Below are 12,665 nucleotides of genomic sequence, written 5' to 3' on the forward strand. Positions count from 1 at the left end.
CGCGACCCGGAGTACGTGCTGAGCGGCGTGCCCGAGCCCGCCGAGGTGCGCGTGCAGTTCTCCGGGCCCGGCCGCGAGCTGTGGGAGCTGGCGCTGGACCGCCCCACGCTCGTCCTTCCGCTCAGCAACGTGGGCGACCGCCGCGCGTTCCCCGTGGATCCCTCCATGCTGCGCATCCCCGCCGGGCTGGTGGTGCGGGTGCAGGACATCCGCCCCGCCGTCGTCCGGCTGGAGCTGCAGCGCCTGTCCAGCCGCGTGGTGCCCGTGCGCGCCCGCATCGGCCGGCGGTCGCTGGACCGCTACGTCCTGAGCGACAGCGTGGAGATCCTCCCCGCCGAGGTGCGCGTCACGGGCCCGGCGGACCGCCTGGCCGAGATCACCTCCGTGACGACGGAGCGCTTCGAGATCGTCCCCACGACGGACAGCACCTTTTCCCGGCAGATCGAGCTGGACACGGCGGGGATGGGCGGATTGAGCTTCTCGCGCCCCGCCGTGCGGGTGAGCGGCGCCATGGACGTCCGCGGCCAGCGGTCCCTGGGCGACGTGCAGGTCTACGTGCCCGACGGGCTGGAGGCCACGCCGTCGCGCATCCAGCTGAACGTGCAGGGACCGCGGCGCGTCGTGGAGCGCATCCTCCCCGTCACCGTCCGCGCCGTCGTCGCGCGCGACTCGCTGCCGGCCGCCATCCCGCCCGAAGGCGTGGACGCGCCGCTCGTCTTTGACGGCCTGCCGGGGGGCGCGACGCCCGTGGCCACGCCGGCCCGCGTCCGCATCTACCCCGAAGGCGCGGCGCCGCCCCCGGCTGCCGCCGCGCCCGCCGCGGCCCCGGCGGACTCGCAGCGCGGAGGGGCGCCGTGAGCGACACGCTGGTGCTGGGCATCGAGACCTCGTGCGACGAGACCTCCGCCGCCGTGCTGCGGGGCGAGCACGACCTGCTGGGGCACGTCATCTTCACGCAGGACATCCACCAGCTGTACGGCGGCGTGGTCCCCGAGCTGGCCAGCCGCGCCCACCTGCGCACGGTGGACGACGTGGTGGACGGCGCCCTGCGCGAGGCCGGCGTCACCCTGGACGACGTGGACCTCGTGGCCGTGACGGCGGGGCCAGGGCTCATCGGCGCGCTGCTCGTGGGGCTGGCGTGGGGCAAGGCGGCGGCCTGGGCGGCGGGCAAGCCCGTCGTGGGCGTGCACCACATGGAGGGGCACCTGTTCGCCACCTCGCTGGAGCACCCCGGCGCCGAGCCGCCGTTCGTGGCGCTGCTCGTGAGCGGGGGACACACCATGCTCCTGTGGGTGCCCGCCTGGGGCGAGTACCACCTGCTGGGCGCCACCCGCGACGACGCCGCCGGCGAGGCGTTCGACAAGGCGGCCAAGATCCTCGGCCTCGGCTATCCCGGCGGCCCGTCCATCCAGCGCGCGGCGGCGGAGGGGGATCCCAAGCGGCATCCGCTCCCCCGTCCCCTCTTCAACCGGGGGCAAAAGCCGGGGGAGGCGGACTTTTACGAGATGTCGTTCAGCGGATTGAAGAACGCCCTGCGCCTGCTCGTCCGCCGCCTGGAATCCGAGGGGACGCTGGCGGACGAGGTGCCGCACGTGGCCGCGTCGTTCCAGGCCGCCGTCGTGGACGTGCTGACGGAAAAGACCATGCGCGCCGTCCGCGAGACGGGGTGCCGGCGCGTGGTGCTGGGCGGCGGCGTGGCCAACAGCCGCGCCCTGCGCGAATCGCTCAGGCGCAGGCTGGGGCGGGACGGCGAGCTGTACGCGCCGTCGCCGCGCCTGTCCACGGACAACGCGGCCATGATCGCCCGCGCGGGGCTCTTTCGCTGGCGCCGGGGCGAGGCCGGCGGGCTGGACCTGAACGCCCGCGCGGACCTGCCGTTTCCCGGGTTGACGCGGGAACCTCCCGCGCTGGCACGCGGGTAGCAGGTACCCGTTCCGTTCGCGCGGTCATCGAATCCACGTACAGCCCCGTCCGAGCCGGCTTGATCTCCCTGCTGCACGTCTCCGACCTGCACTTTGGCCCGCCGTACCACGAGAGGGTGGGCGAGGCCCTGCGCGCGTTCGCGCACCGGCTGGCGCCCGACTGCATCGTGGCTTCCGGCGACTTTACCCAGCGCGCCCGCGAGGAGCAGTTCGCCGCCGCGCGGGCGTTCCTGGACACGCTGCCCCGGGTGCCGACGGTCGTCACGCCGGGCAACCACGACGTGCCCCTGTACCGCGGGCTGGAGCGCCTGTCGGACCCGTACCGCCATTACTGCACGTACATCAGCGACAAGCTGGACTCGGTGACGACCATCCCCGGGGCCGTCATCGTCTCGCTGAACAGCACGGCGCCGCGGATGGCCATCACCAACGGGCGCATCCACCGCCGGCAGATCGACTTTGCCCGCGAGGCGTTCCAGGGCGTGCCCGACGACGTGCACCGCATCATCGTGGCCCATCACCACTTCGCCCCGCCGCCGGACTGGGAGGGCGCGGACGTGATGCCCAAGGCCAAGCGGGCCCTGGACGCGTTCACGGAGATGCGGGTGGACCTGATCCTGGGCGGGCACCTGCACCGGGCGTACATCGGCAACTCGCTGGACGTGTACGCGGGCACGGACCGCGAGCACGGCATCATCATCGCCCAGAGCGGCACCAGCACGTCGCGCCGGGGCCGGGCGCGCGAGCGGGAAAAGAACTCGCTGAACGTGCTGCGGCTGGGCGGCGGCGTCATCCGCGTGACGCACTACATGTACTTCGAGGACGCGGGCGACTTTGTCCCCACGAGCCGGCACCTGTTCTTTCGGCGCGGCCGTCCGCCGCTGCTGGACGAGGAGAGCGACGTGGGCCACGGCATGGAGAGCATCTTCATGGATGACCGCAAGGAGCCGCGCGCCACGGCCCGCGGGGAGGGCTAGGCCGTGGCGTCGCGCGCCCGCACCGTGCGGATGCTCACGTGGGGCCTGGGCGGCTTTGCCCTGGGCCTGCTGATCGTCCTTCTCGTCCTGAACATCGTGGCGCGCACGGACCGCGGCCACGCGTTCGTGCTGCAGCGCACGCTGGAGGCGCTGGGCAAGAACGTGCGGGGCGGCAAGCTGTACGTGCGCGACATCGAGGGAAACCTGTTCGAGGGCGCCAAGGTCTACGGCCTGCGGCTGGTGGACAACGAGGGCCGCCCCTTTGTCGTGGCCGACAGCGCGTACCTGGACTACCGCATCACCACGCTGCTGTCGCCGCGCATCCACATCACGCGCGCCACGCTGTACGACCCGGAGGTGTACGTCTTCAAGCTCCCGGGCGACACCCTGTGGAACTACCAGGCGATCTTCGCGGACACCACCACGCGCGATCCCAACGAGCCGCGCATCGAGCGGGCGACGCTGCTGGACACCATCCGGATGGTGAACGGCGTTGTCCGCGTGCAGACGCCGTGGTCGCCCGACAGCACGCTCTCCCCCCGCGCGCAGCGGGCGATGGTGGCGGATGCCCTGAGCGACACGTCGCTCGTGCTGGTGGACCGCGTGCGGGGCGGCTACATCCGGACGATGAACTTCACGCGGCTCAACGGGCGCATCACCCGCGTCCGTTTCGCGCCGGGGAGCACCAACGGCTCCCGGCTGCACGTGGACTCGCTGCGGGGCGTCGCGCAGATCTTTCGCGACACCGTGCGCTTCAACCAGGTGCAGGGGCAGGTGGCGCTGCTGCGGGCGCACGTGGAGCTGGACGCGCCCGTGATCGCCCTGCCCAACTCGCGGCTGTCCATGTCGGGCGTGGTGCGCACGGACAGCTTCCCGGAGTGGTTCAACGAGGCGGAGGCGCCGATGTACGACATCGCCTTCCGCAGCGACAGCGTGGCATTCCGCGACCTGCTGTGGCTGTATCCGCGCTTTCCTCGCGAGGCCACGGGGCAGATGTCGCTGCGCATCGAGAACCGGCCCGAGGGGCTGATGTTCCTGGGCCGCGAGGTGGACGTGCGGGCGCGCGGCACGCACGTGACGGGCGACTTCGGGATGATCGTGGGCGACACCCTGCGCTTCGTGGACGTGGACGTGGAGGCGGAGCCCATCAACACGGCCGTCATCGAGCGGATGCTTCCCGAGGGGCTGCCCGTGCAGGGGCTTCGCCTGGGCGGCGCGACCATCCAGGGCAACCGCGCCGCGCCGTCCCGCACCCGCGCGGAGGACGAGGCGCGGGACGAGATGGAGCAGGCCGCCCGCGGCGAGCGCGTGGGCGACGACGAGGCCCCCGCGCCGACGCAACGACCGGCGCGGACGCAGACCGTGCCCCCCGCGCAGCGCGCGCCCGCGCCCCGGCCCACGCAGCCGACGCCGACTCGTCCGTCGGGCCGGGAGCCCGGCTCGGCCACGGAGGCGGCGGAGCAGGCGCGGCAGCGTGCGCAGGAGGCGGAAAAGGCCGGGCGGGTGCGGGAGCCGTAGAGGACGGAATCGAGCGAGGGAGGACGGATCGCGCCGGCAGCGGCCCGCCCCTCCCCCGCTTGTTCCTCGCGGAGAGGGGGAGAACGACGGCAGAATGACAATGCCCGCGCGCGGAGTTCCGCGGGCGGGCATTTGGCACGACGTCGAGTTCGTGCAGGCACGACGGCCGGACTGGGTTCGCGTGATGTAGCGAGCCTCTATCGCGGGCGGAGGGCCCCCTCCCCCCGACCCCCTGCCCCCGCTTCGCGGGGGAGGGGGAGAACTGCGGGCCCGCGTGGAAGTTGTCCTCGCGCGCTGAACCGTCCCTACGACAAACCCCTCCCCCGAAGTTGGGGGAGGGGTCGACCGCCGTTGCGAGGAACGAGCAAAAGGCGGTCGGGGGAGAGGGCCCCCCGTCGCGCAGCGCCGAGGCCTTCCTCACCGGCTCCTCGCCCGCAGGCCCTCCGCCAAAGTGCAGTGCGCCCGTAGACGTCTACACCCTCTCCCGCGCAGTTTGCGGGAGAGGGTGCGAGCGACAGCGAGCGGGTGAGGGCCAGCCGAGCGGGTGAGGGCCCTCGCCCCTACACCGCCATCATGGCCCCCGGGCCGGCCGCCGCGCACCCCTGCGCCGCGCTCGCGCGCGTCAGGCGCTCGATGAGGCCGGAGATACGCTCCAGGTTGCACGGCTTGGGCAGGTAGCCGGCAAAGCCCTCCTCCACCACCCGCGCCTCGGGCCACGTGAGCACGTCCGCGCTCAGGGCCACCACGGGGATGTGCGCCGTGGCCGGGTCCGCCGCCAGCGCCCTGCGTGCCGTGATGCCGTCCATCCGCGGCATGCGCACGTCCATCAGCACCAACGCCGGCTGGTGGGCGCGCGCCATCTCCACCCCCTCCTGGCCATCAAAGGCGTGCAGGACGGCGAACCCGGAATGCTCCAGGAACACGCCGCACAGGGTGTGCTGATCGGGATCGTCATCGACGACAAGGACGGTCACGCGCGACATGGGCCACCTCGGATCGGGTCGCCAAACTGCGTGCCTGGAAAACGGCGGGGCGAAGGATCAATCTAGCCCCGCGGACCCCGCCGGACAACGACTTCGTGCATCTGCTACGTAACGCGCCGCTCTCTGTGCCGTACCGCGTCAGTCGGGGCGGGAGGAGCCGCGGTTCTTGTCCACGATGGCGGCCAGGATGAGCACGAACGCCAGCAGGCGAATGCCGTACAGCATCAGCTGCTCGCCGTTGGGGTCCGCGGACAGGGCCAGGGCCAGGCGCTGCGCGGCCAGCAGCCAGAACGCGGCCGCGAAGATGCCGAACAGCCGGTCGCGGGTGTCGCGCCAAAAGCGAAGAAAGAACAGGCCGGCGACGGCGTAGCCCGCCACCAGCACGCCGCTCACCACCGCGCTCAGCGCGTCTCCCATACCAGACCGTAGAGCAGAAGGGCCACGCCCACCAGGGCGGGAACGGACCGCCACAGCGACAGGTCCATCGTGGGGACGAGCCGCTTGTCGACGACAAGGAGGATGTTGTTGAGCGCCAGCCCGGCAAAGCACAGCCCGCTCCACAGCAGCAGCCGCGCGTGCGTGCGGGTGTAGCCGCGCAGCAGCAGCACGGCGCACGCCAGGCTGGTCAGGGCGCACAGGGCGTAGACGAGGGTCCCCATCATCAGTCTTTCCTGAGCTTGAACGCGTCGGCGAAGCTGCGGAGCGGGTCGGGGGGCGTGGCGTACACGAGGTTGATGACGGCCACGCGGTTGGCACGGTACGCCGCCGCCAGCGCGTCCACATGGCGGGCCTGCTCGGGGGTGCCGGGGGCGTAGCGGTACGCCTCGCCGGCGCCGCGCGCGGCCAGCCCCAGCGCCACCAGCTGCTCCAGGCGGCGGATGGCGGACGCGGGGACGGTGTAGATGGACCGCGCCACGTCGTCCGGGGTCCACTCCCGTTGGGGGGCGGAATGGACGAGCAGCAGCGTTTCCAGCAGCTCCGCCGACTCGATGTTCTGCGCGATGAACGCGCGTACGACCTGGGGTATGTCCGCCTGGCTCATCCGCTCCCGTGTTTCCGCGTGGCGCCTGGCTGCGCCGACCGCAGGATGCAGACCGCACCCGAGTAGATGATGTCACCGCCGCCCACGCGGCGCGGAGGCCCAACCTGGGACGGATGGCGCCCCGGCGCAACCATGGAGGCGAGATCGAGCCCTTTCGCAGGGCGGCGGGAGGCCCTCACCCGCTCGCTGTCGCTCGCACCCTCTCCCGCAAACTGCGCGGGAGAGGGTGTAGACTTCCACGGGCTGCCTGCCGCGAGATTGAAGTTCTCCCCCTCCCCCGCGAAGCGGGGGCAGGGGGCCGGGGGGTGGGGGCCCCTCGCGGGCCGGCAGACGCCGGACCCTCGTGCGTGGTCCCCTTTCCCACGCCGTCTGTGGGGGGGAAGGTGCTGCCGCCGCACTTTCGCACTTTCGCACTTCGCACTTTCGCACTTTCGCACTTTCGCACTTCCATACCCCGTACCGCCCCCACGCAAAACCGCCCCTCTCCCGGCATCCGGGAAAGGGGCGGCGTACGTCGCGCGGAGCAGAACGCTTACTGCTCGTGCGTGAAGTTGGGGCGCGACGGCTCGGCCTCGAACACCTGGTGTCCCGTGCGCTGCAGCACGCTGTGCTTGCGGCCGTACAGGAAGTAGATGATGACGCCGATGACCATCCAGATGATCAGGCGCAGCCACGTGTCCGCCGGCAGGAAGTACATCATGAACCCGCAGGTGGCGATGCCCAGGATGGGCACCAGGGGCACCATGGGCGTGCGGAACGGACGCTCGCGGTTGGGCTCCTTCACCCGCAGGTACCAGATGCCGCCGCACACGATCACGAACGCCAGCAGCGTGCCGATGGACACCAGCTCGCCCAGCAGGCCGATGGGGAAGAAGCCGGCCACCAGCGCCGCGATGCAGCCCGTGAGGATGGTGGTGATGTACGGGGTGCGGTACTTGGGGTGCACCTTGCCGAACACCGGCGGCAGCAGGCCGTCGCGCGACATGCTGTAGAACACGCGCGGCTGGCCCATGAGCATCACCAGCACCACCGACGCCAGGCCCGCGATGGCGGCCACGTTCACGAAGTAGCGCAGCCACGCCAGCGGCTCGCCCGCCTTTTCCAGCGCCACGAACACCGGGTGCGGCACGTCCAGCTCGGTGTAGTGCGCCATGCCCGTCATCACCAGCGCCATCAGGATGTACAGCACCGTGCAGATGGCCAGCGAGCCCAGCATGCCGATGGGCAGGTCGCGCTGGGGGTTCTTGGCCTCCTGCGCCGCCGTCGACACCGCGTCGAAGCCGATGTAGGCAAAGAACACCACCGCCGCGGCGCGCACGATGCCGCTGAAGCCGAACTTGCCGAACTCGCCCGTGTTCTCGGGGATGAACGGGTGCCAGTTGGCCGTGTCCACGTACTGGAAGCCGAAGCCGATCACCAGCAGCACGATGACCGTCTTCACGTAGACGATGACGTTGTTGAACTTGGCCGACTCCTGGATGCCCACCACCAGCAGGGCGGTCATCAGCAGGATCAGGATCATCGCCGGGAGGTTGATGACCGCGCCGGGGTTGCGCACCAGGGTGTGCGTGCCCTGCACGGCCAGCGGCGCCTGTGTCCATGCATCTGGCAGGTTGAGCCCGATCTCGCGCATGAACTCCGTGAAGTAGCCGCTCCAGCCCACCGCCACCGTCGCCGCGCCGAACAGGTACTCCAGGATCAGGTCCCACCCGATGATCCACGCGATGAACTCGCCCAGCGTGGCGTAGCCGTACGTGTAGGCCGAGCCGGCGATGGGGATCATGGCCGCGAACTCGGCGTAGCACAGACCCGCGAACAGGCAGCCCAGGCCGGCGACGATGAACGAGATGACCACGGCCGGACCCGCGTTGCGGGCGGCCGCCGTGCCGGTGAGCACGAAGATGCCCGCGCCGATGATGGCGCCGATGCCCAGCAGCACGAGGTTGGTGGCGGTGAGTGACCGCTTGAGCGCGTGCTCGCCTTCGCTGAAGGCGTCGGCGCGCAGCTCGTCGATCGACTTACGCGCGAAAAGGCTCATGACAGCTCCTGTCTGGGCGAACGTTCGTCCGCCGCATGGGTGGGGGTTGTGGAACGTTGAGGGTAGCCCCGCGGGGTACGGGGCCGTGGGCTGGCGGTGCTCGTCCCCGGGGGCGGGAGGTGGAGCCGCAGCAGCATTCTTCTCTGATTGGGGGCTGAATGTAACCGCCGGGTAAGCGCCGTCAAGCGTTCAGGCCCCCGCGCGGCGCAATTCGCACGGGGGGCCGAATGCCGTCCCCCGCGGGCCCGGACGGCCGCGCACGTTGCGCGCGGGGCGCCGGGTCCGTAGCATCCACGCCAGCCCGCACCCTTGCACCCAACGCGATGAGCGACCTGCTGGCCGTCCCCGAGTCCCGCGCCTTTCCCCTGCGCAGGCTGCTGCAGCCGCTGCTGGCGGCCCGCCACGTGGTCCTGCACACGCACGTCAACGCCGACGGCGACGGCGCCGGCTCGCAGGCGGCCATCGCGGCGTGGCTGGAGGGCCGCGGAGTACGTGCTACCATCGTGAACCCCACACCGTTCCCTGACTCGCTGCGCTTCGTGCTGCACCGGCAGGACGTGGTGGCGGACCTGGGCTCTCCCGAGGCCGACGCGGCCCTGGACGAGGCGGACCTTTTCCTGGTCCTCGACACGTCGGAGCCCGACCGGGTGGGCCAGCTCGCGCCGCGCCTGCCCCGCGACCGCACGCTGGTGGTGGACCACCATCCGCCCGGCCGCGAGGTGGTGGGCGACGTGGCCGTGCAGGATCCTTCCGCCGCGGCCACGGGCGAGATGGTGTACGACCTCATCACCCTGGCCGGCGACCCCATCCCCCGCGCGTCGGCGCTGGGGGCGTACGTGGCGCTGGTGAGCGACACGGGCTCGTTTCGCTACGGCAACACCACGCCGCGCGTCCTGGCCGTGGCGGCGGAGCTCATGCGGCTGGGCATCGACCCCGAGGTGGTCTACCGCCGCCTGTTCGCCACGGCGCCGCGGCGGCGGCTGGAACTGCTGCGCGAGGCGCTGGACAGCCTGGGCGCCAGCGCCGACGGCCGCGTGGGGTGGATGGTGATCCCGCACCGGGTGACGGCGCGGCTGGGCGTCTCGGGCGAGGACTTCGACGGGCTCATCGAGCACGTGCGCTCGGTGGAGGGCACGGAGGTGGCGCTGCTCTTTCGCGAGACGTCGCCGGGTGAGACCAAGGTGTCGCTGCGCTCCAACGGCGCGGCGGACGTGAACTACGTCGCGCGGCAGTTCGGCGGCGGGGGACACGTCAAGGCGGCCGGCGCCACCTTTCACGAGCCCGCCGAGGACGTCGTGGACCGCGTCGTGGACGCCGTCGTCCAGGCGCTCAAGCACTGAGGACGGATCTGCCGAGGGGGGGATGGATCGCACCGATAGCAGCCCGCCCCACCCCCCGGCCCCCTCCCCGCTCGTTCTTCGCGGAGAGGGGGAGAACCCTCGCGCGAAGCCGCCTCCGCGCGGCATCCATCGACGACAGGGAACGTCCGCGCGCCGGCGGACGTATCGAAAGCACGGCGTCTCCATCGTCGTATCTCAGCTCTCTCCCGCATCCGAATCCCATGACGTTGCATCGCGAGCCTGCCGGGCGGATGGGGCGCCGCGCGTTCGCGATGATCGCGGGCGCGTGGCTGCTGTACGGCCTGCTCGTGGGCAGCCAGACCGTGCTGGGCTACGCCCTGCTGGGCGAGAGCGGCCCGCCGTGGTGGCGGATGATGCTGTACCAGCTGGTGCCGTACCTCGCCTGGGCCGCCCTCACGCCGCTGGTGCTCTCGCTGGGCCGCCGCTTTCCCCTCGTCCGCGGAGGGCTCGCGCGGCACCTGCCCGTGCACCTGGCCGTGGCGGTCGTTCTCTCCCTCATCCCCGCGCTGGCGTTCGCGTTCGGCGCGCGGTGGATCATGGGCGAGGACCGGCCCGTCACATCCGGCTTCATCCTGGGGATGGCGGCCAACCGTCTGCCTTCCACCCTCGTCCTCTACGCCGTCGTCCTGGCGGGCGCGCAGGTGGTGGCGGTCCAGCGCGCCCTGCGCGAGCGCGAGACGCGCGCGGCCCGGCTGGAGGCGCAGCTGGCGGGCGCCCGTCTGCAGGCGCTCTCGGACCGGCTGCAGCCGCATTTTTTGTTCAACGCGCTGAACACCGTGGCCATGCTGGTGCGCGAGACGGGGAGCCGCGAGGCGCTGTCCGTGGTGCTGAACCTGGGCGAGCTGCTGCGCCGCACCCTGCGCGACGACGCCGACCACACGGCCACCTTGGCGGACGAGCTGGACTTCACGGAGCGCTACCTGGAGATCGAGCGCATCCGCTTTGGCGACCGGCTGCGGACGTCCGCCGTCATCCACCCGGACGCGCGCGAGGCCCGCGTGCCGCGCCTGCTGCTGCAGCCGCTGGTGGAGAACGCCATCCGCCACGGCGTGGGCGCGGTGGGCGAGGGCGAGGTGACGGTGCGCGCGGAGGTGGCGGACGGCCGGCTGGTCCTCTCCGTGGAGGACGACGGGCCGGGCGTGTCCGCGGCGTCGTCCGCGCCGGGGACGGGCGTGGGGCTGGCGGGCACGCGCGCGCGGCTGGCGGAGCTGTACCGGGGCGCGGCCTCGCTCACCGTGCGCGACGGGCCGCGGGGCGCCGTGGTGACGGTGGAGCTGCCGCTGTCGTACGCGGGCGCGGCGCTGGCGGCGGCCGGCGGGGCGGGGGAGGGCGCATGACGCCGCCCGTTCGCGCGCTGGTGGTGGACGACGAGGCGATCGCCCGGCGCGGCGTCGTGCGCCTGCTGGGCGCCGATCCCGACGTGGAGGTCGTTGGCGAGGCGGGCGACGGGCGCGAGGCGGCGGACGCGGTGATGGCGCTCGCGCCGGACCTGCTGCTGCTGGACGTGCAGATGCCGCGGCTGGACGGGTTCGGCTGCCTGGCCGCGCTGCCGGCCGCGTCGCGTCCCGTGACGGTGTTCATGACGGCGTACGATGCCTACGCCCTGCGCGCCTTTGACGAGCGCGCGGTGGATTACCTGCTCAAGCCGTTCAGCGACGAGCGCTTCTACGCCGCCGTCGCGCGGGCCAAGGAAGCCGTGCGCGACCGCCGCCTGCGCGGCGCGTCGGATCGGCTGCTGGATGCGCTGCTGGCGTCCGTCGCGTCCTCTGCCCCCGCGCCGACGGCTGATCCGCTCCGCCCGGCGGATGACGAGGCCACGGCGTCCGGGCCGCCGGCGAGCGGATGGGCGTCGCGGGTGCTGGTGCCGCGCGGTGAGCGGTGGACGTTCGTGGGTGTGGACGACATCGACTGGATCGGCGCGGCGGGGTCGTACGCGGAGGTGCACGCGGGCGGCGCCACGCACCTGCTGCGCGAGCCGCTGGGCGACCTGGCCGCGCGGCTGGACCCGCGCCGCTTCGTGCGCGTGCATCGGTCCACCGTGGTGAACCTGGACCGCGTGCGCGAGATCCAGCCGTGGTTCAACGGCCAGCTGGTGCTCCTCCTCCAGGACGGCACGCAGGTCACCGTCAGCCGCCGCCGCCGCGCCGCGCTGGAATCCGCCCTCGGCCAGGCGCTGTGATCGTCGTCGGATGACAGATGCGTGCTCGAGTCCTCCCGTTTCCTCGGCAGCGTCATCCTGAGGAGCCGCCGCGCGGACTTCTCCCGCGCGTGATGCGTGGCGGCGACGAAGGATCTTGTGTGCGAGACTCGGGATTGGCTTCCGTGCACGAGGGCAGCCGCAGAGCTTTGCGGGCAAGATCCTTCGGGGCCGTATGCATCCAGTACGGTCACGGCCCGCGAGGGCCCCTCAGGATGACGCTGGTGCGCGTGTGGGCGGGTGTGTGCGAAGGACGAAATTGTGTGCGAACCGAGAGGCCGGCCCGGTGCATGGGGGCCGGCCTCGTGCATTGGACGCAAGATCCTTCGGGGCCGTATGCATCCAGTACGGTCACGGCCCGCGAGGGCCCCTCAGGATGACGCTGGTGCGCGTGTGGGCGGATGTGTGCAAGGGACGAATTGTGTGCGAAACGAGAGGCCGGCCCGGTGCATGGGGCCGGCCTCGTGCATTGGACGCAAGATCCTTCGGGGCCGTATGCATCCAGTACGGTCACGGCCGGTGAGGGCCCCTCAGGATGACGCTGGTGCGCGTGTGGACGGATGTGTGCGAGGAACGAATGGTGTGAGAAACGAGAGGCCGGCCCCGGTGCATGGGGGCCGGCCTCGT

General features: G+C 72.0%; 11 protein-coding genes and 1 pseudogene. 7 read left to right on the forward strand and 5 right to left on the reverse strand.

Features of this window, described 5'->3' with window-relative positions; translation table 11 throughout:
* From VFZ20_RS21490 to VFZ20_RS21505, 4 genes and pseudogenes are all read left to right on the forward strand, one after another.
* Nucleotides 1–858, forward strand: a pseudogene (locus VFZ20_RS21490) (hypothetical protein); the annotation flags it as partial.
* A complete protein-coding gene (gene tsaD, locus VFZ20_RS21495) occupies nt 855–1,922 on the forward strand; it encodes a tRNA (adenosine(37)-N6)-threonylcarbamoyltransferase complex transferase subunit TsaD (RefSeq protein WP_329686001.1) in 1,068 nt (355 codons plus the stop codon). The pseudogene VFZ20_RS21490 and the gene tsaD, both read left to right, overlap by 4 nt.
* A gap of 59 nt (nt 1,923–1,981) precedes the next feature.
* Nucleotides 1,982–2,899 carry a metallophosphoesterase family protein gene (locus VFZ20_RS21500; protein ID WP_329686002.1) on the forward strand — a complete coding sequence of 306 codons (918 nt, stop codon included), beginning with the start codon at nt 1,982–1,984 and terminating at the stop codon, nt 2,897–2,899.
* Between the two features lie 3 nt (nt 2,900–2,902).
* A complete protein-coding gene (locus VFZ20_RS21505; protein ID WP_329686003.1) occupies nt 2,903–4,417 on the forward strand; it encodes a hypothetical protein in 1,515 nt (504 codons plus the stop codon).
* Between the two features lie 560 nt (nt 4,418–4,977).
* Here the strand turns inward: VFZ20_RS21505 and VFZ20_RS21510 are convergent.
* From VFZ20_RS21510 to VFZ20_RS21530, 5 genes are all read right to left on the reverse strand, one after another.
* Entirely contained in the window at nt 4,978–5,400 is a 423-nt protein-coding gene (locus VFZ20_RS21510) for a response regulator (RefSeq protein ID WP_329686004.1), read from the reverse strand.
* A gap of 138 nt (nt 5,401–5,538) precedes the next feature.
* Nucleotides 5,539–5,817 (reverse strand): DUF5985 family protein, encoded by a 279-nt coding sequence (locus tag VFZ20_RS21515; protein WP_329686005.1) that lies wholly within the window; start codon nt 5,815–5,817, stop codon nt 5,539–5,541.
* Nucleotides 5,802–6,059: a DUF5985 family protein gene (locus VFZ20_RS21520; RefSeq protein WP_349264117.1), complete on the reverse strand. Its 258-nt coding sequence runs from the start codon at nt 6,057–6,059 to the stop codon at nt 5,802–5,804. The genes VFZ20_RS21515 and VFZ20_RS21520 overlap by 16 nt, the downstream gene beginning before the upstream one ends.
* A 2-nt stretch (nt 6,060–6,061) precedes the next feature.
* Nucleotides 6,062–6,442, reverse strand: coding sequence for a hypothetical protein (locus tag VFZ20_RS21525; RefSeq protein ID WP_329686007.1), 381 nt, complete (start codon nt 6,440–6,442; stop codon nt 6,062–6,064).
* Nucleotides 6,443–6,974: 532 nt separating this feature from the next.
* Nucleotides 6,975–8,480: an amino acid permease gene (locus tag VFZ20_RS21530; RefSeq protein ID WP_329686008.1), complete on the reverse strand. Its 1,506-nt coding sequence runs from the start codon at nt 8,478–8,480 to the stop codon at nt 6,975–6,977.
* 323 nt (nt 8,481–8,803) lie between these two features.
* Here VFZ20_RS21530 and VFZ20_RS21535 point away from each other — a divergent pair, with 323 nt between their 5' ends.
* From VFZ20_RS21535 to VFZ20_RS21545, 3 genes are all read left to right on the forward strand, one after another.
* Nucleotides 8,804–9,820, forward strand: a complete 1,017-nt coding sequence (locus VFZ20_RS21535) for a bifunctional oligoribonuclease/PAP phosphatase NrnA (RefSeq protein WP_329686009.1) — start codon at nt 8,804–8,806, stop codon at nt 9,818–9,820.
* 221 nt (nt 9,821–10,041) lie between these two features.
* Complete coding sequence (locus tag VFZ20_RS21540; RefSeq protein WP_329686010.1) at nt 10,042–11,178, forward strand: sensor histidine kinase; 1,137 nt, start codon at nt 10,042–10,044, stop codon at nt 11,176–11,178.
* Entirely contained in the window at nt 11,175–12,020 is an 846-nt protein-coding gene (locus VFZ20_RS21545) for a LytTR family DNA-binding domain-containing protein (RefSeq protein WP_329686011.1), read from the forward strand. The genes VFZ20_RS21540 and VFZ20_RS21545 overlap by 4 nt, the downstream gene beginning before the upstream one ends.
* The last annotated feature ends 645 nt before the right edge of the window (nt 12,021–12,665 follow it).

Source organism: Longimicrobium sp., assembly GCF_036280135.1.
GTDB lineage: Bacteria > Gemmatimonadota > Gemmatimonadetes > Longimicrobiales > Longimicrobiaceae > Longimicrobium.

What these genes read in the sequence shown, in the direction of transcription:
- VFZ20_RS21510 (WP_329686004.1), bottom strand. Translation starts at nt 5,400, where the DNA reads ATGTCGCGCGTGACCGTCCTTGTCGTCGATGACGATCCCGATCAGCAC.
- VFZ20_RS21515 (WP_329686005.1), bottom strand. Translation starts at nt 5,817, where the DNA reads ATGGGAGACGCGCTGAGCGCGGTGGTGAGCGGCGTGCTGGTGGCGGGC.
- VFZ20_RS21520 (WP_349264117.1), bottom strand. Translation starts at nt 6,059, where the DNA reads ATGGGGACCCTCGTCTACGCCCTGTGCGCCCTGACCAGCCTGGCGTGC.
- VFZ20_RS21540 (WP_329686010.1), top strand. Translation starts at nt 10,042, where the DNA reads ATGACGTTGCATCGCGAGCCTGCCGGGCGGATGGGGCGCCGCGCGTTC.
- VFZ20_RS21535 (WP_329686009.1), top strand. Translation starts at nt 8,804, where the DNA reads ATGAGCGACCTGCTGGCCGTCCCCGAGTCCCGCGCCTTTCCCCTGCGC.
- VFZ20_RS21525 (WP_329686007.1), bottom strand. Translation starts at nt 6,442, where the DNA reads ATGAGCCAGGCGGACATACCCCAGGTCGTACGCGCGTTCATCGCGCAG.
- VFZ20_RS21530 (WP_329686008.1), bottom strand. Translation starts at nt 8,480, where the DNA reads ATGAGCCTTTTCGCGCGTAAGTCGATCGACGAGCTGCGCGCCGACGCC.
- VFZ20_RS21545 (WP_329686011.1), top strand. Translation starts at nt 11,175, where the DNA reads ATGACGCCGCCCGTTCGCGCGCTGGTGGTGGACGACGAGGCGATCGCC.